This is a genomic window from Peribacillus glennii, from assembly GCF_003429105.1.
In the GTDB taxonomy this organism is placed as follows: Bacteria; Bacillota; Bacilli; order Bacillales; family DSM-1321; genus Peribacillus; species Peribacillus glennii.
On sequence record NZ_QVTD01000024.1, the window covers coordinates 36,222 to 60,466 of the forward strand.

A 24,245-nucleotide genomic window follows, 5' to 3' on the forward strand; every position below is an offset into this window, starting at 1 on the left:
GCTACAATAAGTCATAGACACCAACAGCTGTACTCACAATTTTTTACTTAACATCATATTTATCAGCTTTGTTAATGGAAGAACAGCGCTAAAAAGCGAACATTTGTTCTTTGACTGCAAATCATTTATACTTATGATATAAAGAGTTAATAAATATAATATTTCCTGCTAAAAGAAAAAGAGTCATTTCATTAAGAATGTTATGGCCCGGAAATTGTGTGTTGCAAGGAAAGGGGAATTTCTGTGGCAAAAAACGCAAAACCAATCGAGTACAACGATGATGCGATTCAGGTTCTTGAAGGGCTTGAAGCCGTAAGAAAACGACCGGGTATGTACATTGGGAGTACCGATGCGAGGGGCCTGCACCATCTAGTGTACGAGATTGTCGATAACTCTGTGGACGAAGCATTAGCCGGTTACGGCGACCACATCACCGTAAGAATCCATAAAGACAACAGCATTAGCGTGGCTGATAAAGGGCGGGGAATGCCGACAGGGATGCATAAGCTCGGGAAGCCTACGCCGGAAGTCATTTTAACCATCCTTCATGCAGGCGGAAAGTTCGGCCAGGGTGGTTATAAGACAAGTGGAGGCCTGCACGGTGTGGGTGCATCAGTAGTAAATGCCCTGTCCGAATGGCTTGTCGTTACGATCAAGCGCGAAGGCTTTACTTATGAACAAAGATTCCGCGATGGGGGTAAACCGGAAACAACCCTCGAAAAGCTAGGAAAGACCAACCAATCCGGTACCAAAATCCATTTCAAACCGGATCCATCCATATTTTCAACTACTACCTTTAACTTTGAAACATTATGCGAGCGTTTGAGGGAGTCTGCATTCCTCTTAAAAGGAATGACGATTGAACTGATAGACGAGCGGCACGACCAGCAGGAAGTCTTTCATTATGAAAACGGCATTGAAGCTTTTGTCCAATATTTAAATGAAGAAAAAGACATGCTTCATTCCGTCGTAAGCTTTGAAGGCGTGCAAAGCGACATTGAAGTGGAGTTTGCTTTTCAATTTAATGATGGCTATTCGGAAAATGTCCTCAGCTTTGTCAATAATGTCAGGACAAAGGATGGGGGCACGCATGAGGTTGGGTCCAAGACTGCAATGACCCGTGCATTCAATGATTATGCAAGGAAATCCGGGTTGCTTAAGGAAAAGGATAAAAACCTTGAAGGCTCTGACATCCGGGAAGGATTATCTGCCATCATTTCAGTGAGGATCCCGGAGGAATTCCTGCAATTTGAAGGGCAGACAAAAAGCAAACTCGGGACAAGCGAGGCACGTTCCGCGGTGGACTCCATCGTATCTGAACATCTCGCTTATTTCCTTGCAGAGAATCCTGAGACCGCCACATTGCTCATCAAAAAATCAATCAAGGCTTTCCAGGCCCGAGAAGCAGCAAGAAAGGCTCGGGAGGATGCAAGAAGCGGCAAGAAACGCAAGAAATCCGAGGCTGTCCTATCCGGCAAACTGACGCCCGCGCAATCCAGAAATCCTCAGAAGAACGAATTATATCTTGTCGAGGGAGATTCAGCGGGCGGTTCGGCAAAACAGGGCCGGGACCGTCGTTTCCAGGCGGTCCTCCCGCTCCGAGGAAAAGTAATCAATACGGAGAAGGCGAAGCTGCAGGACATTTTTAAAAACGAAGAAATCAATACGATCATCCATGCAATCGGCGCAGGCGTTGGACCGGAATTTTCAGTGGATGACACGAATTATGACAAGGTCATCATCATGACGGATGCAGATACGGACGGCGCCCATATCCAGGTGCTGCTCTTGACATTTTTTTACCGGTACATGAAACAGCTGATCGAATCCGGGAAGGTATATATCGCGCTTCCGCCTTTATATAAAGTGAGCAAGGGAACAGGCAAGAAAGAAGTAGTGGAATACTCCTGGAGCGACGATGAGCTGCAGGGCACCATAAAAAAAGTCGGCAAAGGCTATATGTTACAGCGCTATAAAGGGCTTGGCGAAATGAATCCTGACCAGCTTTGGGAAACAACCATGAACCCGGAGACCAGAACGCTGATCCGCGTCAAAATCGATGATGCGGCCCGTGCTGAAAGGCGCGTCACCACGTTAATGGGTGACAAGGTAGAACCCCGGAGAAAGTGGATTGAAGCAAACGTTGCGTTTGGTCTCGAAGAAGAATCGAATATTTTGGATAATGAAAATATGTCGGTTGCAGAGGAGGTCAACTGATGTCATTAAGTGAAAAGTTTCGTGATTTGCCTCTTGAAGAGGTAATCGGCGACCGGTTCGGCCGCTACAGTAAATATATCATCCAAGACCGGGCGCTTCCGGATGCCCGCGACGGGCTAAAGCCTGTACAGAGACGGATATTGTATGCGATGCATGTGGAAGGAAATACACATGAGAAGGCTTTTCGGAAATCGGCAAAAACGGTCGGGAATGTAATAGGTAACTACCACCCGCATGGTGACTCTTCCGTATATGAGGCAATGGTGCGGATGAGCCAGGACTGGAAGCTTAGAAAAATAATGATAGAAATGCACGGCAACAACGGGAGCGTCGATGGGGACCCGCCCGCAGCCATGCGTTATACAGAAGCAAGGTTATCTGCGCTTGCATCGGAATTGCTTCGGGATATCGAAAAGCATACGGTCGATTTCGTGCCGAACTTTGATGATACTTCAAATGAACCCATTGTCCTTCCAGCTTTGTACCCTAATTTGCTGGTCAATGGATCGACAGGCATTTCTGCGGGCTATGCCACTGAAATCCCGCCACACCAGATAGGGGAGGTAATCGATGCGGCGATCATGCGCATTGAGAAGCCTGAATCTACTGTTGATGAACTGATGACTGTCCTTAAAGGGCCGGATTTCCCGACGGGAGGAATTATCCAGGGCGTCGATGGCATTAAAAAAGCCTATGAAACTGGCAAGGGAAAAATTATCATCCGCGGAAAGGCGGAAGTGGAAGAAATCCGCGGCGGCAAGCAGCAAATCGTGGTCACTGAAATCCCTTATGAAGTGAATAAGGCGAATCTCGTCAAAAAAATCGATGAATTCCGCATTGACCGCAAAGTCGAAGGCATCGCGGAGGTCCGGGATGAAACAGACCGGACTGGCCTCCGCATCGTAATAGAACTGAAAAAGGAAGCGGACGCAAACGGTGTCCTGCATTATTTATACAAGAACACCGATTTGCAGGTGGCGTATAATTTCAATATGGTGGCAATTTATAAAAAACGCCCTACCTTAATGACGCTTCCAACGATGCTTGACGCCTATATCGGCCACCGCAGGGAAGTCATTATCAATCGATCCCGTCATGAATTGAAAAAGGCACATGACCGCGCCCATATCGTTGACGGGCTTATGAAGGCACTCTCCATTCTGGACGAAGTAATAGCTGCAATCCGTGCATCAAATGATAAGCGGGACGCGAAAGATAATTTGATTGCTAAATTCCAGTTTACCGAGCCGCAGGCCGAAGCCATCGTATCATTGCAGTTATACCGGTTGACCAATACGGATATAACTGCGCTGCAGGCTGAAGCCGAAGAATTAAATAAGAAAATCGCCGAGCTTACAGAGATCCTTAAGAGCGAAAAGGTGCTTTACCAAGTGATTAAAAAAGAGTTAAAGCAGGTTAAAAAGCAATATAACGATGTCCGCCGCTCTAAAATTGAACAAGAGATCGAAGAAATCAAGATCAACATGGAAGTACTTATAGCGAGTGAAGACGTGATGGTAACGGTCACGAAGGAAGGATATGTAAAAAGGACTTCGCTTCGCTCCTACTCAGCATCCGGCGGGCTCGATTTTGGCATGAAGGATTCGGACCGGCTCTTGAAGAAGTTTGAAATCAACACGACTGATGTGCTCCTCCTGTTTACTAATAAAGGGAATTATTTATACTGTCCGGTACATCAGCTTCCGGATATCCGTTGGAAGGAAACTGGGCAGCATATTGCTAATATTATTCCGATCGAGCGTGATGAACAAATTGTGGGAGCGATTCCAGTCAAAGACTTTACACAGCCGGGCTTTTTATTATTTATTACCAAGAACGGCATGGTCAAAAAAACGGAGCTTGCGTCCTACAAGGCCCAGCGTTATTCAAAGTCACTCGTAGCGCTAAACCTAAAAGGGGACGATGAGCTTATCGATGTCCACCTGACAAATGGACAGGGCGAAGTATTCCTGGTTACTCATTTGGGCTTCTCCTTATGGTTTGATGAAGAAGAAGTCAGCATTGTAGGGGCCAGGGCGGCAGGTGTTAAGGGCATTAACCTGAAAGAGGGAGACCATGTCATAGGAGGCAAGGTCCTAACGAAGGATAGCGAAGAAGCGATTTTAATTGTTACCCAACGCGGAGCTGTCAAAAAAATGAAGCTCTCCGAATTTGAAAAATCCGGCAGGGCAAAACGCGGTGTTGTTGTATTAAGAGAATTAAAATCGAACCCTCACCGAATTATTGGATTTAAAACGGTACGAATGTCAGATTCCATTTTTATTGAAACAGAAAAAGGAAATATTGAAACCATTCATGTTTCTGCACTTAAATACAGTGACCGTTATACAAACGGATCATTTGTAGTTGATGAAAGTGAAAGCGGCAAAGCAAAGGAAATCTGGAAAGTCAGTATCGAAGAAGATACCGGTTCCCAAGATTCATAAGCATGTAATGATAAGCGGCCAAATCCTACGGGGTTTGGCCTTTTTCATGCTTTAAAGACTATGAAAAGCTCTGAATGTTAAGATGCAGTTTTTTTAGTAACTGCAGCATGACTTTAGAGCGATGAAGGACATTTCACTTGGTTGATTCCGGAATTTCGTTCTCATATCCGCTATGAAGGACAATTTACTTGCATGATTCAGAAATCTTGTCCTTTATGTCTCAGTGAATAAAAAACTTCTTTTTTTTAAAAATAATCGTAGCATGGTTAATCAAAGTGAATACAAACGATGCACTGAGCAACCCTGATTGGCATCTCTTCTCATTCCTTCCAAATCAAAGTACGTATGAGCAAATTTTAAACCGTCGGGTACAGAATTTCGAACATTATTTCCACTTTATGCTTAAAGCGTATGAGGATTATAGGGCGGGAACAAAGAGTTAACACCCTAAAGACAATTTATAGCTAGCTAAGAGGGCCGTACGCTTTTGGCTCGTTCTGTCTATTCTTCAAATCTTTCCAGCCACCCTTGTTCCTGGTAATTTATTTCACTTTCGGACATATAGTATTGTAAATGCTCTTTCCTTTCCAGAAAACTCCCGGTTATGCCAATCCAATATTCTAGGAACTTACTGGAGGTTAGCAACTTGGATTTTGAAAAGATAATGCAATGGATGGAGTTAGCCAAAAAATATCAAACTACGGATTTCTGGAATAGCGTGTTCGATCAATCCACCATGTCTCAGTTCATGAATGATTCGGGCGAAAATAGCACACCATTTAACCCGTCTCCTAATTCATCTCGGAATCAGAATTTTCCTTATATTGATATTTATATGAACGAAGAAGATATTATTCTTGTCGCTGATTTAGCGGGATATAAAAAAGAAGATCTCCAGGTGTCTGTTTCAGGAAATAAACTTATGCTGAAAGGTTCATTGAAACAATATGTAACCGGGCAGCCTATCATTCAAGAAAGAAACCATGGAGATTTCCAAAGGATTATAACACTCCCTGAACCTGCGGAACCAAGCCTGATACAGGCGAAATTTGAGAATGGGCTGCTAATTTTGACATATAGAAGGCAATTTAATGAAGAGCAACCGGTTAATATCCTGTAAACATTATTGACCAAACCTTAACCTTAACACGCTCGCTTATTTTTATAAATATCTCTTATCTTTAAAACTCTTTTGCGAAATCCGGGAATAAATCAACTTAAAAATGTGGGGATGGTCCATGCCTTTAAAAGGAATGTTCAACCAAAGATCGAATAATGAATTGCTGCATCATACATTGACGGAATTAGAAAAACAGGTCAGGAGAATCAATACGCTTGAAGTGCATATGGATCGTTTTTTAAAGCTCGAGAGCAATGTAAAGCCGCTTCTATTCTTAAGAAATCAGATTGAAGATTTTTTTAAAAATACAACTGATGGAAATGAGACTTTAAGGGAACGGCAGCAGAAAAAAATGGTTTCCGAGCAAAAAAATTTTCAGTTGCTTTATTCATACCAAAATAGACTGGATCAGTTAACCCAAAAGATCTCCATACTTGAGCAAAATAATATGCAGCAACCATACCAGGAGGCCGCACACCGGTCTACATATAGTCAGAAATTATCGCAACTAGATGAAAGAATAAACAACATGGAAGAAAAATTGGTCAATCTTTACAATCAAGATCATGTTAGGTATACGAAAAACGAATCAACAATATCAAACCTCAGCCAAGATCCCCATAATCCGGCTGAGGGCCTTGAATCGTCTGCCCTGTTGAATAAACTTTCCTTTTACTTTCATAAAATGGAAGATTTGGATAGAAGAATTACTTCACTGGAAAACAATACTTCTTTGCAGGAAATAAAAGCAAAGCACAATCCGGAATTTTTGCCAGATTCTAATAGCCCGGCTAATGCCGGAACCACTCTCGAGGACAGTATACTAAATAACGAAAAAAACGTAATTATTAAAGAGCTTCATATAGACAAGCTTTTTGTAGACAAGTATGAACAGAACAATACTTTTTCCCAATTGGGCATCAAAGAACTTAGCGGAGCTTTAAATATTGGTGCTACATACGGGACGGGTCATGTGCCAATGGAAGCTACTGAAAAAATGAAACAGGACATGGATGAGCTAAAAGAGTTAAAAAACAGCTCCGTAACAGGTTCAGGAGATTATCCTGAGGAAGCTCCTCAAGGCGGGACAGAGACAGATTCTGATGAGCCTGATAACTTTTACACAGAGATCAATATAGAAAACGGTCCCGACCATTCAAGCTGAGTGAAGAAAAAAATTTTATGGAATTCTGATAATTTTATTCTTTTATAAGATAGCCAGAATAAACTTAAAACTATACTGCTGATCCATCATTAATTAACGGGGAGTGATCATGGTGATTTTCGCGCCGATGGTGGTGAATATTTTAGCATATAAAATCAATGCAGTTGACAATGGTGCCGCTGTGAATATGGGTCCTATCCAGCAGCTTGACTTTTTTGTTTCCTATAAACGGAACCAGGGAGTCGGTGAACAAAATGGCGATTTTTCACCTTATTTTCTCCCATTTTGTTTATTGGTTGATGCGGATTTAAGCGACAGCCCTGCCATCAAAAACAGTGTGATTTAAACGCATTCCAACTAGTAGATTTAAAGAATAAGGAGGTAGGTACATGTCTTTCATCCCATCAAAAGTTAATATTGGAAATATTATCATCAACAATGCAGACCATTTTAGCTCTGTTTCTTATGGATCCACATCAAAAATAGATAGAAACGTGGTAGCTAAGAAGAGCCAGGGATTTGGGCAGCAATTGTCTGATCATACCGTTGTCGCGTCTTCCTTTAAGATCATGTTAGATGATGATTTTTTAGATGTTTATTCAGAAATGAAATCTATGTAACCTCTGCTCGGGAATTATGAAGGGGGAATTCGTATGCCATCACCTGTACCTTACATTAATATCAATATAAATATGATAAAGATTAATTCGTTTGAGAATGCTTCGGCGGTAAATATCGGCCAAAATTTATTGGCGGAATGGCATAATTCAGATAAGAAAACAATGGGCCTTGGCCAAAATATGGGAGATGGCAGCGGGTTTATTGGAACACGAAGCTTCGTGGACGACCGTGACCAGGTAGACGCACCTTCCTCATTCGTTTCTGGATCTGGACCCCGAGTATAAATATTACATGACGAGGAGCTCCATTAGGGGCTTTTTTCTATTTTGTATCAAATTACTTCTGCTCTCCTTCTTTTATGAAGTGCTATAACAGAGGAGATTAATAAGTTGAGGTGATAGCCTAAAAGACTACCACCTGAATAAGTTTTATGCAAAGAGTAAACCCCGACTTGCATCAATCCCTTTAGACGCGATCCCAATAGCAAGATTATGATTGAAACGTCACACTCCACTGTTTTTATTCGTATTGCTATCAATTCCATCCTGGTCGGTAATGGTGGCAATTGGTATGTTAATCGGTGAGAAATCGCCATTCTGTTCTCCTACTGCCTGATTCCTCTTATAGGAAATAAGCTGATCAACAAACTGAAGGGTTCCTGAATTCACCACTGATGCGTTATCAACCGTATTAATTTTAAATCCGATAAGATTGATTATCATTGGTGTATAAAAAAACATGGATTAACTCCTCCTCAAATTAAAACGTTTTTTATACGGTTCTTAAATTTCAGTTGCTATACATCATACATATTCCATGTGGCTGCAAAAATACAACAATCTTACTAAAATACTTTAGAAATGCACCTTAGATAGTTTCAAATACAACATATTTCAATTCATTCATAGGAGATATCAATACAAGTTATATTTACAAGTTCTGATGCCATAATACCAGTTCTATCAACACAAAAGACTGTCGTCCATCAAAAAAGCTTGTACTCATCCATTCAGATTCCGTTAGATTATAATCAGTTCCAAATAAAGACCATTATTCATTTTATGCTTAACTCTTGTTTGGGTTCATCGATTGAAGGAAAAAATTTACCGTCCTTTTTAACGCTTCGCTTATTTATTAATCCTGCAAGCACTTCATTTGATTTCATAAATAAACAGCGATAGGATAATATAGAAATATCGCAAATTATAGATATGCATTCACCCTCCAATCAATTGAACATCCTAATAGCAAGTAGAAAGGGGCAGCCAAGTTGAATCAGGAATTAACTCCTATAGATGATGAACAGGCGATTGAAATTTTTAAAGCTCTGTCAAACCAGACTAGAGTTAGTATACTTCAAATGTTAAAAGACCCTGAAAACAATTTTTCATCACAGGCCCATGTCACTAAGGATGAAGGATTTGAAGGAGGGATTTGTGTAAGTGATATTCGAAGCAAAATAGGCATTTCACAGTCCACTACTTCACAGTATTTAACAATCCTGCTGCAAAGCGGTCTAGTGGAAATGAAACGAATTGGTCAATGGACATACTATCGTCGCAATGAGGAAACAATGAAAAAGCTAGAAAAGTATATCGGATTAAAAATATAACCACTAAATAAGGAGGATGAGAGTGAGCTTACTACATCACCGTGCCTTTAACAACTTGTACCAAAAAGATAAAATGTCACTCGGATTTATCCTCCCCACTGCAAGAATGTCCAAAAATCCCATTATGGAGAATCAACTGGAGCTTGCCAGTAAAATCGAGGAATATGGCTTCGCTTCACTATGGCTCCGGGATGTTACAATGCAGAATCTAAATATCGATGATAACGGTCAAATGTATGATATATGGATTTATTTAACATATCTTGCTGCATATACAAAGAAAATTGCGCTACTGACTGGAAGCGTAGTTCTTCCTCTGCGGCATCCCGTACGAGTGGCCAAGGAAGCAACCTCTATTGATAAACTGTTTCCAGAGCGTTTGATTATGGGGGTGGCATCAGGTGACCGGGAAAAAGACTTCATCGCTCTTGGGGTAGACAAACGTGATAGTGGCACGTTATTTCAACAGCATTTTCAAGACCTTGATAGGCTATTAAAAGAGGATTGGCCAACAATCCACAGTGATTCTGGTGTCATAAATGGCACAGATATGAGATTGATCCCAAAGCCTGTTTCGTCGATACCAACCATGGTGACCGGGTTCAGCAATCAGTCAATGGTATGGATTGCCAAGCACGGAGACGGCTGGATACAATATCCGAGAAGCATAGAGCAGCAAGCGAGACTGATAAACGATTACAGGACATTAACTGAATTCCATGCGCCAGGGATATTTAAACCTTTTTCACAGAGCTTATTTATCGACTTATCGGAAAATCCCGATGCGTTACCGGTACCCATACCCCTTGGTTTTGCAGTGGGACGAAATCATTTAGTGGATTTGCTTTATGAATTCCAATCGATTGGTGTTAATCATCTGGGATTTGTCTTGTATTTTTCAAAACGCCCTCCTGCTGAAGTAATTCAGGAACTTGGAGAATTTGTACTGCCACATTTTCCAACTCATCGAGGCACGGATCAATCTTAGACATTCAAATTATGAAAAGGCAGATGACTTATGACGAACAAAATAGAACTTTCTGTACTTGATCCTTCACCGATCATAAAAGGAGGATCGGCAGAACTTTCCCTTGATAATACGCTCGATTTGGCACAGAAGGCCGAAAAGTGGGGGTATAACCGGTATTGGCTGGCTGAACATCATAACTGGGTGGGGATGGCCAGCTCCGCATCACCCATCGTGATTGGACGGGTAGCTTCTGTTACAGAGAGAATGCGTATTGGGTCCGGAGCGATGCTTCTTTCCCATTATTCACCGCTTTCCGTAGCTGAACAATTCGGGACACTAGAAGTATTCTTTCCAGGACGGATCGATCTTGGTTTGGGACGAGCACCTGGTACCGATCAATTTACGGCAAACGTTTTGCGGCAACGGACGGCTGGGGAACCTGATTTTGATGAACGGCTGCAAGAACTTATCGCATATTTATATGGTTCAGGCACAACCATGAGAAACGGGTCACATAGTTTTCACGCCATTCCTGGCGAAAAAACAAATGTGCCGATCTGGCTTTTGGGATCTGGGTTGTATAGTGCGGAATTGGCCGGGATGCTTGGTTTGCCTTTTTCTTTTGCAGGCCATTTTGCCCCAGGAAATATGATGGAGGCCATCAATCTATACCGGGAACGTTTTCGTCCATCCAGTTTTTTGGAAAAACCGTATGTGTTGTTGGCTGTTCAAGTGGTGGCAGCCGACGATGAGCGGAAGGCACAAAGGCTTGCGACATCAATGTACCAAAAATTTCTCTTACTGACCCGTGGACAGCCGTCTCCTATTTTGCCTCCTGTTGATGATATGGATCAGCACTGGAGCGAGCAGGAACGCAGGTCTGTAGAAGAACAGCTTTTCACTTCCATTATTGGGGACCCCGCCGGTGTAAAGCAGCAATTACATGAATTAATAAAAAAGACGGGTGCCGATGAAATAATGGCCCATACAGAAATTTTTAATCACGAGGCCCGGCTGCGTTCTTATGAAATTTTGGCACAAGCTGCAAAAAGTTAAACATTGTTGCCCGTTACTGAAGGGAAATATGACAACCTAGATCATTACAAAATTTTTTAGAGAAAGAAGATGAATGTATGTCCAAAAATGAAAACCCTATAAAACTTAGTGATATTCCGTTCTCAGTCCTGGACCTCTCTCCAATTACAGAGGGAAGTACCCCCGCTGACTCTTTTCGTAATACGTTGGAACTTGCACAGCTTGCGGAAAAACTTGGTTATAACCGATATTGGCTGGCTGAACATCATAATATGCCGTTTATCGCAAGCTCCGCTACTTCTGTAGTTATTGGGCATGTAGCAGCAGGTACATCAAAAATCCGGTTAGGTTCAGGTGGAATCATGCTGCCGAATCACGCACCACTCGTTATCGCTGAGCAGTTTGGAACTCTTGAATCCTTATACCCTGGCCGGATCGATCTTGGTCTTGGAAGGGCACCTGGTACAGATCAGCTTACCGCCCGTGCCTTAAGACGCGACCTGAGAAGTACCGGAGATGACTTCCCTGAACAGCTTGCTGAACTTCGTGGTTATTTCGACCCTGCTTTAAGACAAGGAAACAATCATGTTAAGGCAGTTCCAGGTGAAGGGTTAAACATTCCAATATGGTTGCTTGGTTCAAGCGGATTCAGTGCCCAACTGGCAGGAGAGCTTGGATTGCCATTTGCTTTTGCCAGCCATTTTTCACCGCATAATACAAAACCTGCTCTGGAGTTATATCGCCGTTCCTTTAAACCTTCTGCATCATTGGAAAAGCCATATGCAATGGTCGGGCTAAACATTATTGCAGCAGACACGGACGAAGAGGCACAGCGCCTGGCTACAACCTTGCAGCAACAGTTTTTGAATCTGATGCGCGGTAATGAAGTGCCGCTTCAGCCGCCAGTTGATAACATTCATGACATAGCGAGCGATTACGAAATAGCTGCTCTTCAGAATCAATTGGGAACTTCTATTGTGGGCAGTCCTCAAACTGTTAAACAAAAGCTGGAGAAATTTATAAAAGACAGTAATTACGATGAAATCATGGCAATAGCCCAGGTTTATGATCACAATGCCCGCCTGCGTTCTTATGAAATTTTAGCAGACATTATCAAAAGTAAATAGACTAGTTTAAGCCGATTAGTCTTTTTAGAAAACACAGCTGCCAATGATTACAGTTGTCACTTAATTAATAAGATTACATCTTGCAGGGAACAGGTATCAGTATGGCTGCAGAGGGAATTCTAGAAATGGTCCTGATTCCCTCAGCTCATGATTATCAGAAGCATATAGACCGAACAAACTTTTTTAGCATAAGGAGAAAGATAAAAAATGAATCCTAAATATGAAGCTGCTTTTAAACCATTTACTTTCCGTTCAGGTATTGAAATAAAGAACCGTATTGTAATGGCACCTATGACGAATACTGCATCTCATGAAAACGGTGAAGTATCAGATGAAGAAATTGCTTACTATGAGGAACGTACTGGCGGTGTTGGAGCGGTAATCACAGCTTGTACATACGTTAGAAGGAACGGAAAAGGCTTTCCTGGTGAATTTGGGGCGGATTCTGATGAATTAATTCCGAGCCTCAGGAGGGTGGCTAAAGCAATCCATGATAAAGGATCCAAGGCCATCCTGCAAATTTTTCATGGAGGTAGAATGTGTCCCCCCGAGGAATTGCTTGACCGTCAGACTATAGCTCCGAGCGCAGTAGCACCTGAACGCGAGGATGCTATGGTACCGCGAGAAATGACGCCTGAAGAGATCACTGACATGGTCCATGCGTTTGGCGAGGCAACAAGAAGAGCGATTGAAGCGGGCTATGACGGAGTTGAAATCCATGGCGCCAATACTTATTTAATCCAGCAATTCTTCTCCCCGCATTCCAATAGAAGGGAAGACAAATGGGGTGGAACACTCGAAAAGCGTATGGCTTTCCCGCTGGCCGTTGTAGACGCTGTTAAGAAAGCAGTTGCTGATTATGCAACAAAACCTTTCTTAGTTGGTTATCGTTTATCTCCTGAAGAAAGAGAAAATCCTGGGATCACCATGGACGACACCCTTCAATTAGTAGATCGATTAGCTGATTTAGAACTGGATTATCTCCATATTTCTGTGGGTGCATTTTGGAACGGATCCATACGTGATGAGAATGATAAAACGTCACGCGTAGTAATGATTCACGAGCGTGTAGGCGACAAAGTTCCAGTCATCGGGGTTGGCATGCTGCGGACACCTGATGAAGTAATGGAGGCTTTTGGATCGGGTGTTCCTTTAATTGCTCTAGGCCGCGAATTGATAATGGAACCAAAATGGGTACAAAAAGTCCAAGCTGGCGAAGAGGTAAATATTCGTACCACTCTATCGAAAAAAGATCAGAAAGAGTTGGCGATCTCAGATCAAATGTGGGAATACTATACAAGTATTCCAGGCTGGCTTCCTATCGTATAGAGCCAAATTAAGATAAAAACAATAAACGACTGATTGGTCCCCTTTAGGTACAAAGCATACTTGGAGGGGACTTTTTGAGTTAGGGTAAAATATTTCTTAAGCTGTAGCATAACCGTTCTTTTTTGGTTGTTAAAAAGGCATTTGATTAATAAACATTTAGTTTATGGGTGACTAGTTTATTTTTTTAAAAAAACAAGTAGGAAAAAAGTACTATTGAATTTTAACCTTTATAGAAAACAAGGTTTAGAAGGAGATAAAACTATGACAGCAACTAGCACAAAAATTAACCAAGCTTTTTATCGACCCCAAACGATAGCAAACGTATCATATCCCAACTGAAAAAGTAACAGTTTTAATGTCAGGAGAGGACACAAACCGAGAGTATTCGATTGCGCATATCATTGAACCTCCAAAACTACGGCCGCCTCTTCATATATTCATGAAAATGAAGATGAAGCTTTTTATATCCTAAAGGGTCAGTTTACCTTATTTGTTGGGGAAGATATTATGGAAGCAAAACCAAGGGATTATGTTTTGCTCCTCGCGGGATTCCTATAGATTCGTATCGGGTTTAGAGCAATCAGAATTTGTCGTTACTGCCTAACCAGCAGGATTTGATCAATTTGTGAAAGAACTGGGAACTCCTGTACCAAAGGATGCACCTCTTCCTGAAGTAAAACCGCCTTCTTTAAGAACTTGAACATCTTGTAAATGTTTCTAAGAATTTTCATGTTACATATCCTGATTTAAAATTATAGGATTTTGATGGTAAAAAGCCTGTTATTTTATCGATAACAGGCTTTTCTTTTTATCCCCGTGATTAGTTCATTACTTACTACTTTCCATTTTACACCCTGCCAATCTGTGCTTTATTCCTCGTAAAAGCAACTTAGGCCATGCTGATTTATTAAATTTTCCCACACTCTCATCATAAATAGTGGAAACTTCCTCAATAATTTCTTTTCCTTTGGAAAATACTAAGAAAAAATTCGGGAAGGGACGATGTTATGGATCATGTTACGATAGCCCGGGCGATGTTTGGGACTACGATGGGTTTTCATATCATTTTTGCAACAATAGGGGTTGGCTTGCCGCTCATGATGCTGCTGGCTGAACTGATGTACCAAAAAACAAACGATTTCCACTACGCAGTGATGGCGAAGCGGTGGACGAAGGCTTTCGCGGTGCTGCTAGGGGTCGGCATTCCGACCGGCACAATTGCCGGCGTGCAGCTTTCCCTTCTTTGGCCAGGGTTTATGGAGGTAATCGGCCGGGTGATGGCGCTGCCGTTTCAAATTGAGATTTACGCATTCTTTATCGAAGCTTTGTTTATGTCAATCTACGTTTATGCCGCTGACCGGATTCCACCCTGGATGAGAATCATAAGCCTGACGCTGGTTGCCATTGGCGCTGTAGCCTCGGCAGTGCTTATTTCCAACGTTCACGCATTTCAAGGGACCCCTGCAGGCTTCAGGGTAGAGAATGGCCGCATAGTAGATGTTGAACCATGGAAAGCATTTTTCAATAAAAGCTTTCTTGTGACTGCTGGCCATGTTGCGCTTTCGGCCTATACAACAGGCGCGTTTGTAGTGGCATCGGTTGCTGCATTTAAAATGCTAAAAGCGGGTGCAGGCTCGATGTTGTATGGATTTCACAAGAAAGCTTTGATGATAGCGGTTATAGCTGGCGGGATTTTCGCTTTACTTACGGCGCTCAACGGCCATGCTACAACACAGCACGTATTTGAAGATCAGCCTGAAAAACTGGCGGCTGCAGAAGGACTATTTGAAACCCAAACCCATGCGCCGTTAACGGTAATTGGATGGTCCGATAAAGAGGACCGCGAGGTGAAATGGGGCATTGAAATTCCCTGGCTTTTAAGCTTTTTGGCAGGGAACAGCTTTGACACTGAAGTGACAGGGTTAAACGACTTTCCCGAAGAGCTGTGGCCGCCACTATGGGTCCATACCATGTTTAATATCATGTTTATTACAGGGTCGCTGTTAATCCTACTGGCCATTGTTACTGTGTTCTGGGATAAATGGTTAAAAAAAGATATGTTCCCCAAATTTTTGTTATGGATATTTGTTTTGTCGGGACCGGCTTCTGTTGCTGCTATTGAAAGTGGGTGGATCTTGGGCTGCAGTGGTCGACAGCCATGGAGCATCTATAGGACGCTGTCAACTGCGAACTCGGTTACTGCAACCGGTAATCTTGGGCTCCTTTATACATTATTTATCATTGTTTATGCCATTTTAGGGGCCGCAGTCGTGTTCGTCCTGCTGTATTACTTTAAGAGAAATACAGTGTTGGATGATATCCATAGAGCTGAACAAAAAGGAGTTCCATTGTTTGGTTCGAATTCGTAAAGGAGGAGAATGAATGTCGGATGCAATAATTGCCAGTACCGTGTTGTGGGGATTTGTGTTTATCTATTCGGTCATGGCTACGATGGATTTTGGAGCAGGCTTTTGGTCGATGGTATATCTCGACAGGGAAAAAACAGGTGCAACAAATATAGCAAATCGCTACCTATCTCCTACCTGGGAGGTGACGAATACGTTTATCGTTGCCCTTGTAATCGCAATATACAGCATGTTTCCGGGAGCAGCCTACACACTGGGCACTATCCTTTTGGTTCCCGGAAGCTTGATTTTGCTGCTGCTTGCCCTCCGGAGCGCTTTTCTTGTGTTTTCGAATGTGGCAACTGAATATAGAAAAATTCTTACCTATATTTCCGGTGTTGCTGGAATCCTTATCCCTGCTTTGTTGATCAGCGTGCTGCCTATTTCGCATGGGGAATATGTCAATTTCGGGGACGACGGCGCAAGCCTCGATTTAGGCAAGCTGTTTACCAGCCCGAACGAATATGCATTTATCGGGTTTGCGATCAGCAGCACTTTGTTTTTGTCGTCCTTGTTGCTTTCGGATTATTCAAAGGTTTCCAATGAGCCTGAAGCTTACAAAGTTTACCGCAAAGATGCCATGATTGCAGGACCAATTTCATTGGTTATGGCAATTTTGATCATGCTTACATTAAGGACAGAAGCAAATTGGATTTATGATAAAATGATGGATGACCTGCCGCTGTTAATTGCATCTATTTGCTTTTTTCTGGTGGGAGGTGTGGCGCTTTACCTTCCTTTCTTCACGAAACATAATGTCACGGGAATGCCGCGCGCGGCAGTAGTGGCTATAACGATTCAATATCTGATTGCCAGTTATGTCTATGGAAAGGCACACTTGCCTTATATGGTATATCCAAACGTGACCATTGAATCAGGTTTCACCGACCCTAATTCCTTCCGTGCCGTTTTCGCTACCTACATTGCCGGTTTCGCGATTCTGTTTCCGGGATTTGTCTACTTCTGGAAGATGTTTATGAAGGATTCACGTTATCTACAGAAGAAACAGTCAAAAAATCCGCTGAAAGGAGGATAAAACATGCCGCGAATCAAAAAGCTGGCAAAAGTAATCCTTTTTATTGCGTTAGTATTTTCAGTGTTGGGCTATCGCGCAGTATCGGCCCAGCTTAACTCAGAAATAGAAGAAAAAGTGATTGTCACAAAAAAACGGGATGTCTCAGGAGATGGAAAAAAAGAACGCATTTTGATTGTGGGTGTCCCTTATGAACCTAAAAGCGCTTTTTTAAAAGAAATCTACCTGATTGTCGAAATTAGAAAAGGAAAGAAACTGAAAGTTCCCCTTGATGCGGGATTTGAACCAAAGCTGCATTTTGCCGACTTTAACCGGGATGGTGTGGATGATGTATATGTAACAATCCCTACCGGTTCAAGCGGCGGGCTCATTAACAGCTATGCATACTCATTTTTTGGCGGCAAAGGAAAAGATTTGACTGTACCGCCGTTTGTGCCAATAACGGGACAGTTTATGGATCAATTTAAAATTGTTATGTCAGTCCCTTTCCTGCAGCCGCTGGTGATGGATGTAAGCGACAGGAAAAAGGATTATATAAGAATAGGTTTGTACCAGAAGAATGGAAAGCTGAATGAACCGACAGAAGTAATGGTTGACCCTTATTCCTTATTGGATATAGCGGAATTTCCTGATAAACGAAAAGGATTAAGAGGTGTCCAGCGGGTGAGCGGAGCCTATCATGCCGATTCACTCGCTGATGTTTATTCAAAGTGGGAGTACCAAGATGGTAATTGGCAGCTGCTTCAGGCAAAAACCAAAACAATCGCTAAAAAGACCGAGCCGACCAACTAGACAGATTCACAGCTTTTAGGCATACATCATATGATAAGGCAGGCAATAAGTTTCGCCTGAAAGGAGAAGGTCTGCCATGTCTACATTCAATCCGGAAAATTTAACGGTTACTGTCATTCCCCCCGCGACCCCGACCATGCCTGCTGACGGACGCAAGTATACTTTAACACACTCAGACACAACAGGAGAGCTTTTTCTTAGCATTGGAAAACAATATGATTTCGGGAAAATCGATGAGAAAATTAGGGACGAAGTACTGGCAGAATGGGGTCCTTATATGGGGGTATATGTTCTTTCCGCACAGGTATATATTAGCGGCGGCGAGTTTGATCAGAATATCTCCAAGGTGCGCTACCTGATTTTCAAAAAAGAGATAGATTTCGCTCTTGAAGCGATTATGTATGGGGATCGGGAATTTTTCCGGAATTTCCCATGGCTTCTGGACAGCCCGATTACTGTGCAATTTAACTCCGTATATCCGGAATACCAAAAATTACTGTTATACGGCACTCCGAGGCAATACCTAAACGGAAAGAATTCAAATCATACGAGCACGATTGAAGTATAGGAAATGACACGGCTGATTCACCTGGTACATGAATCAGCTTTTTTTATTGCTTTTTTGCAAACCTTACATAGGCTATAATGGAAAAAAACGGATGAAAGGACTCGGAGGATGAGATTTTATTCGAAAAAAGGCCCGTTGATGTCATTGATCATTTGGGGGATTATATTAGTTGGCCCAGGGTCAGCGATCTACCAGTCAATCTCGGGAAATGGAGAAAGCAATGCTTTTGATTTATTTGTGCCCTTGCTTGCCGCTGCATTTGTTGCCTGGCTGTGGTTTACAACCTTTTATGAGATACATGGGGAGACATTAGTTGTTAGGTCCGGACCAGTTAAGAAAGTGATACACATCAAGACAATCAGGAATATACGCAAGACCAGGAATCCATTGTCAAGCCCGGCTCTGTCAATGGACCGGATTGAAATTTCCTATAATATCGGCGATCTAGTGTTAATTTCCCCAAAAGATAAAGAAGCGTTTATAGCAGAGTTAAAAAAAATAAATAAAAACATAGCCATAGATTTAAAGTAATAAGGTCAGAGCTAAATGGGATCTATAAATTGACAATTCAGAAAAGTTTGATAAAATCATGATGAGGATCCAGCAGGGACCGGGTTTAACAGTGAAGCTTCTTACAAGGGGGTTGATGCCTTACGGATTTAAAAACCCGCATTATTGAAACAGCACTCACGTTGTTTGAGCGGTATGGTTTCCATGGTGTCTCTGTCAACCAGATTGTCAATGAATGCGGAACCTCAAAGGGAGGTTTTTACCACCATTTTGCGTCCAAGGATGAACTTCTATTTGTCATTCATGACTACTTCATTTCATATGCACTGACGAAAGCACAGGAAGCAATAGATTCGAACCAACTCCCCACAGAAAAGATGCAGAAAATCATCACTTCATTTCTAAAAGTATTCGACCTGTATAAACCGCATATTTCAGTATTCTATCAAGAAAGCATCTACTTAAAACCCCAATATGTTAAAGCCATCAAAGAAAAGCGGCAATCCTACAAACAAATCATCTTTGCTGTCATCAAAGAAGGTATCCAAACGGGAGAATTCCGGCCAGAACTGCCTGTCGAAATTACCGGAATGTCCATTTTAGGAATGGTCAACTGGTCCTATAAATGGTACAAAAAGGACGGCGATAAGTCCATCGAAGAAATCGCAGATATTTATGTTGACCTCATCCTTAATTCTCTTTTGACTGACCAAGCCAAACAGGAATGGAGATTCAAGGATTATTTTTTAAAAAACAACTGAGCTTTTCTATAAATTAAAGCGCTTACATCTGTGCAGGACAGACCAACCAGTCGGTTTAAGCCTGTCTACAATATAACCTAAGGAGGGCGTTTATGAACTTTGAACTGTCAAAGGAACAACAGATGATCAAGGAGATGGTTAGTGAATTTGCCGAAAAGGAAATCAAGCCGATTGCTATACAACTTGATGAAGAATCCAGGTTTGCTGAAGAAGTGTTCAAGAAAATGGGAGGGCTAGGGCTCTTGGGAATCCCTTTTCCCGAGAAATACGGCGGCTCTGGCGGAGATACCGTTTCATATGCGATTGCAGTCGAAGAAATTGGCAAGGCATGTGGCGGAACAGGTCTAAGCTATGCGGCAGCGGTTTCACTCGGCGCCAGCCCAATCTATTATTTTGGGACAGAGGAACAAAAACAGAAATACCTTATTCCTCTGGCGAAGGGAGAAACGCTTGCCGCTTTTGGATTGACGGAGCCAAATGCCGGCAGTGATGCCGGCGGTACCCAGACTCACGCAGTCCTTGAAGGAAATGAATATGTCATAAACGGCGAGAAATGCTGGATTACGAATGCCGGATATTCCAGGACGGTCACTGTAACAGCTGTGTCAGGAAAAGATAATCGGGGGAAAAATATTATTTCAGCTTTTATTGTACCGACTGATACACCCGGTGTAACGATCAATTGCAATTACGAGAAAATGGGTGTCCGCGCTTCCAACACTTGCGCGATCATTTTAGAGGATGTCCGTGTGCCAAGGGAGAATATTTTAGGTGATCCGCAAAAAGGATTTAAGCAATTCCTTTATACGCTCGACGGAGGAAGGATTTCTATCGCCGCTTTGGCTGTCGGAGTGGCACAGGCTGCGTTCGAACGTGCACTTGCCTTCGCCAAGGAACGCAAGCAGTTCGGCCAGCCAATCTCTAATTTCCAGGCAATCCAGTTTAAGTTGGCAGACATGGCGATGGAAATAGAGCTTGCCCGGAATATGGTATATAAAGCGGCCTGGCTGAAGGATCACAACAAGCCATTTACGAAGGAATCTGCCTATGCGAAGCTTTTTGCGTCGGAAACGGCCTTCAGGGCTGGCAATCAGGCGATCCAGATCCATGGAGGGTCGGGCTATATGCGTGAATACGAAGTCGAGCGGTATTTACGGGATGCGAAATTGCTTGAAATCGGCGAAGGGACTTCAGAGATTCAGAGGATCGTGATAGCCAGACAGCTTGGTTGCTGACTTGGGAAATCGCTTTTCATCTGAAATGCAGAACACTGACTATGTGCGCCACACTCTTATGCTCCGCCTCATGTGTGACGCACATCGGTGGGCCCCGGGCTGCGGATAATCGCCACATCTAAAAACCACGCCAATCTGGCGAGTTTTTTTAACTAAAAGTGTTTAGAACGCGTGACATGAATCACAAAAAAACAGAAATAGCGTTCGTCCTGAAAAAACATTTATGGGAGGAATCCAATGTCTGAACTATTGCATGTGACAGTTGGAAAGCTTTTGGAACAAACCGCAGCAAGAGAAGGAGAAAAGGAAGCTGTTGTTTACCATGAAATGGGGCTGCGCTATACGTACAAAGAGTTTGAGCAAGTTTGCCGTGAAGCTGCAAGAGGCTTCATGTCTCTTGGGATTGATAAAGGAGACCATATATCCATTTGGTCAACAAATAAACCGGAGTGGTTGATTAGCCAATTTTCCACAGCCAAAATGGGGGCTGTGCTCGTCACCGTAAACACAAATTACAGGGCGGCCGAATTAGAATACCTATTAAACCAATCTGACACCTCAACACTCATCCTGATGGAAAAGTTCAAAGACCACTCCTATATTGAAACGCTTTATGAAATCGTACCTGAATTGAAAATCTGTCAACCTGGAAAGCTGCAATCTAAAAGACTGCCAAAATTAAAAAATATAATTGTACTGGGTAATAAACGCTTCCCGGGGACCTATTCCTGGGAAGATGTGATGGCGGGCAAAGAGAAGGTTTCCGAAGAATTGCTGGAAGCCCGTATGGCATCCCTAAATCCTGCTGAAGTGATCAATATGCAATACACGTCAGGTACAACGGGATTTCCAAAAGGAGTGATGCTGACCCACTCCAATATCGTCAATAACGGATATAACATCGCTAAATGCATGGAATTGACACCAACTGACCGCTTGTGCATCCCGGTGCCATTTTTTCATTGTTTTGGGTGCGTGCTCGGTATCATGGCATGTGTTTCGGTTGGCGCAACGATGGTACCCCTTGTGGAATTTAATCCGGAAAAGGTGCTGGAAACGGTTGAAGCGGAAAGCTGCACAGGCCTCCATGGAGTGCCGACAATGTTTATTGCAGAATTAAACCTGGCAAATTTTGATTCTTTTAATCTAAGCTCGCTGCGGACAGGGATCATGGCCGGCTCAAATTGCCCGATTGAAGTGATGAAAAATGTGGTTGGAAAAATGGGAGCCACTGAAATCACGATTGCATACGGACAGACTGAGGCATCACCTGTAATCACTCAAACCCGGACGGATGACCCGATTGAATTGCGTGTTTCTTCAGTGGGAAGGGCTCTACCGAATGTTGAGGTGAAAATCGTGGAACCAGGCACGTCCCGCGAGGTTCCCAGGGGAGTTCAGGGTGAGCTTTGTACGAGGGGCTATCATGTTATGAAGGGCTACTATAATAATCCCGATGCAACGAAAGAAACAATTGATGAGGGAGGCTGGCTTCACACCGGTGATCTGGGTGTAATGGATAAAAACGGCTACTGCAGGATTACCGGAAGGCTTAAAGATATGGTCATCCGTGGAGGGGAGAATGTTTATCCACGTGAAATAGAAGAGTTCCTCTATCAGCATCCGTCAATCCTTGATGTCCAGATAATTGGTGTGCCTGATGAAAAATATGGAGAAGAAGTGATGGCATGGATTATTCCGAAAGAAGGGGCAGACATAACGGCTGCAGAAATCAAAGAGTATTGTCAAGGCAAGATTTCGCGCCATAAAATCCCTCGTTACATCAGGTTTACAGACCACTACCCAATGACCGCATCAGGAAAAATCCAGAAATATAAGCTGCGTGAACAATCGCTCGAATTGTTGGCTGGGAAAACCCTATAGGGAGGGATGCGCATGTTTAACAAAATTCTTATTGCAAATCGCGGCGAAATCGCCGCCCGGGTCATCCGGACATGCAAGAAAATGGGGATAACATCGGTAGCGGTATACTCTGAAGCGGACAAGGACGCGCCTTTCACATCTATGGCTGATGAAGCCTACCTGCTGGGGGGGGCGAGAGTTCAGGAAAGTTATCTGAATGTGGATAAGATTATCGAAATCGCAAAGAAAGCGTGTTGTGACGCCATCCACCCGGGATATGGTTTTCTAAGTGAGAATGGTGACTTTTCCGACCGGTGCGAAGCTGAAGGGATTACCTTCATCGGTCCGGATTCTGCCGTGATCAGGAAAATGGGCAATAAGGTCGAAGCGCGAAAGACTATGGAAGCTGCCGGGTTGCCATTGGTTCCAGGACTTTCACGTCCATTGGCTGATCAAAATGAAGCGATTTTGGAAGCTGAAAGAATCGGATATCCAATCATGCTAAAAGCTTCTTCCGGCGGAGGCGGAATCGGCATGCAGGCTGTCACTGCTACCGAAGAGCTGATCAAGGCTTATGAAGGCAATCAAAAACGAGCTCGGATGTTTTTTGGCAATGGCGATATGTTTATTGAAAAGCAGATTGAAAAGCCGCGTCATATCGAGATCCAAATACTCGCTGATCAAGCAGGGAATGCAGTGTATCTATGGGAAAGGGAGTGTTCCATTCAAAGGCGGCATCAAAAAGTAATCGAGGAAGCACCATCCGCTTTTCTGGATGATGAGACAAGGAAGAAAATGGGTGAAGCTGCTGTGAAGGCCGTGAAGGCTATCGGTTATAGCAATGCCGGCACTCTGGAGTTTTTAGTCGATAAAGATAAAAACTTTTTCTTCCTGGAAATGAACACCCGCTTGCAGGTGGAGCATCCGGTGACCGAGGAGATTACTGGGCTGGATTTGGTTGAACAGCAAATCCTGATTGCTTCGGGAAAAAGCCTTTCTTTTACACAAGAAGACATCAAACAATCCGGGCATGCCATTGAAGCGCGGATTTACGCGGAAGATCCCCTAACGTTTTACCCTTCACCGGGAAAAATTACTTCCCTGAGCCTTCCGGATGGCGAAGGGGTACGCCATGAGCTGGCAGTGAACGATTCTAGTACGGTAACGCCTTTTTATGATCCGATGATTGCCAAACTGGTTGTGAAAGGGGCCTCACGAAACGAAGCGATAAACCGGATGCGGGCTTCCCTTGCTGCCTACAAAGTAGAAGGAATCAAAACAAATATACCATTACTTAAAGACATCATATCCAGCAAAGCGTTTCAGCAAGGAGACACAACCACGGATTTTATAGAAATGCTTTATTAGAATAACAGCCAATTGGATCACACAGGCGGACGTCATTCGTTTAGGTTCTGCTTCATCCAGATAGGAA

At 43.0% G+C, this 24,245-nt stretch carries 23 protein-coding genes; 22 read left to right on the top strand and 1 reads right to left on the bottom strand.

The window, feature by feature from the left end; all coding sequences use genetic code 11:
- Positions 1-243 precede the first annotated feature (243 nt).
- The 7 genes from parE (at position 244) to D0466_RS21330 (ending at position 7,854) form a co-directional block, all read left to right on the top strand.
- Positions 244-2,217 carry a DNA topoisomerase IV subunit B gene (parE, locus tag D0466_RS21300; protein ID WP_117324507.1) on the top strand — a complete coding sequence of 658 codons (1,974 nt, stop codon included), beginning with the start codon at positions 244-246 and terminating at the stop codon, positions 2,215-2,217.
- A complete protein-coding gene (gene parC / locus D0466_RS21305) occupies positions 2,217-4,664 on the top strand; it encodes a DNA topoisomerase IV subunit A (RefSeq protein ID WP_117324508.1) in 2,448 nt (815 codons plus the stop codon). Before parE ends, parC begins: the two co-directional genes overlap by 1 nt.
- A gap of 646 nt (positions 4,665-5,310) precedes the next feature.
- Positions 5,311-5,784 (top strand): Hsp20/alpha crystallin family protein, encoded by a 474-nt coding sequence (locus D0466_RS21310; RefSeq protein WP_117324509.1) that lies wholly within the window; start codon positions 5,311-5,313, stop codon positions 5,782-5,784.
- A gap of 133 nt (positions 5,785-5,917) precedes the next feature.
- Positions 5,918-6,949: a hypothetical protein gene (locus tag D0466_RS21315; RefSeq protein WP_233522780.1), complete on the top strand. Its 1,032-nt coding sequence runs from the start codon at positions 5,918-5,920 to the stop codon at positions 6,947-6,949.
- A 112-nt stretch (positions 6,950-7,061) separates the two neighbouring features.
- Positions 7,062-7,295 carry a hypothetical protein gene (locus D0466_RS21320; RefSeq protein ID WP_117324540.1) on the top strand — a complete coding sequence of 78 codons (234 nt, stop codon included), beginning with the start codon at positions 7,062-7,064 and terminating at the stop codon, positions 7,293-7,295.
- A 43-nt stretch (positions 7,296-7,338) separates the two neighbouring features.
- The gene (locus D0466_RS21325; protein WP_117324511.1) at positions 7,339-7,569 is read left to right on the top strand and encodes a hypothetical protein; all 231 of its coding nucleotides are present in this window, start codon (positions 7,339-7,341) and stop codon (positions 7,567-7,569) included.
- A 33-nt stretch (positions 7,570-7,602) separates the two neighbouring features.
- Positions 7,603-7,854: a hypothetical protein gene (locus D0466_RS21330; protein WP_117324512.1), complete on the top strand. Its 252-nt coding sequence runs from the start codon at positions 7,603-7,605 to the stop codon at positions 7,852-7,854.
- A 219-nt stretch (positions 7,855-8,073) separates the two neighbouring features.
- Here the strand turns inward: D0466_RS21330 and D0466_RS21335 are convergent, their stop codons facing one another.
- Positions 8,074-8,310 (bottom strand): hypothetical protein, encoded by a 237-nt coding sequence (locus tag D0466_RS21335; RefSeq protein WP_117324513.1) that lies wholly within the window; start codon positions 8,308-8,310, stop codon positions 8,074-8,076.
- Between the two features lie 620 nt (positions 8,311-8,930).
- Between D0466_RS21335 and D0466_RS21340 the strand changes: the two genes are divergently transcribed.
- From D0466_RS21340 to D0466_RS21410, 15 genes are all read left to right on the top strand, one after another.
- Positions 8,931-9,182, top strand: coding sequence for an ArsR/SmtB family transcription factor (locus tag D0466_RS21340; protein WP_407675661.1), 252 nt, complete (start codon positions 8,931-8,933; stop codon positions 9,180-9,182).
- A gap of 22 nt (positions 9,183-9,204) precedes the next feature.
- Positions 9,205-10,170 (top strand): TIGR03571 family LLM class oxidoreductase, encoded by a 966-nt coding sequence (locus D0466_RS21345; RefSeq protein ID WP_117324515.1) that lies wholly within the window; start codon positions 9,205-9,207, stop codon positions 10,168-10,170.
- A gap of 30 nt (positions 10,171-10,200) precedes the next feature.
- Entirely contained in the window at positions 10,201-11,208 is a 1,008-nt protein-coding gene (locus D0466_RS21350; protein WP_117324516.1) for an LLM class flavin-dependent oxidoreductase, read from the top strand.
- 77 nt (positions 11,209-11,285) lie between these two features.
- Positions 11,286-12,314 carry an LLM class flavin-dependent oxidoreductase gene (locus D0466_RS21355; RefSeq protein ID WP_117324517.1) on the top strand — a complete coding sequence of 343 codons (1,029 nt, stop codon included), beginning with the start codon at positions 11,286-11,288 and terminating at the stop codon, positions 12,312-12,314.
- A gap of 207 nt (positions 12,315-12,521) precedes the next feature.
- Positions 12,522-13,643, top strand: a complete 1,122-nt coding sequence (locus D0466_RS21360; RefSeq protein WP_117324518.1) for an NADH-dependent flavin oxidoreductase — start codon at positions 12,522-12,524, stop codon at positions 13,641-13,643.
- Positions 13,644-14,108: 465 nt separating this feature from the next.
- A complete protein-coding gene (locus tag D0466_RS23215; RefSeq protein ID WP_233522788.1) occupies positions 14,109-14,201 on the top strand; it encodes a hypothetical protein in 93 nt (30 codons plus the stop codon).
- Between the two features lie 449 nt (positions 14,202-14,650).
- Positions 14,651-16,012 (top strand): cytochrome ubiquinol oxidase subunit I, encoded by a 1,362-nt coding sequence (locus tag D0466_RS21370; protein WP_117324519.1) that lies wholly within the window; start codon positions 14,651-14,653, stop codon positions 16,010-16,012.
- A 13-nt stretch (positions 16,013-16,025) separates the two neighbouring features.
- Positions 16,026-17,084, top strand: a complete 1,059-nt coding sequence (locus D0466_RS21375; protein WP_117324520.1) for a cytochrome d ubiquinol oxidase subunit II — start codon at positions 16,026-16,028, stop codon at positions 17,082-17,084.
- 3 nt (positions 17,085-17,087) lie between these two features.
- Positions 17,088-17,873: a hypothetical protein gene (locus tag D0466_RS21380; RefSeq protein ID WP_117324521.1), complete on the top strand. Its 786-nt coding sequence runs from the start codon at positions 17,088-17,090 to the stop codon at positions 17,871-17,873.
- A 76-nt stretch (positions 17,874-17,949) separates the two neighbouring features.
- Positions 17,950-18,441 (top strand): staygreen family protein, encoded by a 492-nt coding sequence (locus tag D0466_RS21385; protein ID WP_117324522.1) that lies wholly within the window; start codon positions 17,950-17,952, stop codon positions 18,439-18,441.
- 108 nt (positions 18,442-18,549) lie between these two features.
- Entirely contained in the window at positions 18,550-18,972 is a 423-nt protein-coding gene (locus D0466_RS21390) for a PH domain-containing protein (protein ID WP_117324523.1), read from the top strand.
- Between the two features lie 140 nt (positions 18,973-19,112).
- Positions 19,113-19,712 carry a TetR/AcrR family transcriptional regulator gene (locus D0466_RS21395; protein WP_117324524.1) on the top strand — a complete coding sequence of 200 codons (600 nt, stop codon included), beginning with the start codon at positions 19,113-19,115 and terminating at the stop codon, positions 19,710-19,712.
- A 92-nt stretch (positions 19,713-19,804) separates the two neighbouring features.
- A complete protein-coding gene (locus D0466_RS21400) occupies positions 19,805-20,947 on the top strand; it encodes an acyl-CoA dehydrogenase family protein (protein ID WP_117324525.1) in 1,143 nt (380 codons plus the stop codon).
- Between the two features lie 237 nt (positions 20,948-21,184).
- The gene (locus D0466_RS21405) at positions 21,185-22,831 is read left to right on the top strand and encodes an AMP-binding protein (RefSeq protein WP_117324526.1); all 1,647 of its coding nucleotides are present in this window, start codon (positions 21,185-21,187) and stop codon (positions 22,829-22,831) included.
- A gap of 12 nt (positions 22,832-22,843) precedes the next feature.
- Complete coding sequence (locus D0466_RS21410) at positions 22,844-24,178, top strand: acetyl-CoA carboxylase biotin carboxylase subunit (protein ID WP_117324527.1); 1,335 nt, start codon at positions 22,844-22,846, stop codon at positions 24,176-24,178.
- Positions 24,179-24,245 lie beyond the last annotated feature (67 nt).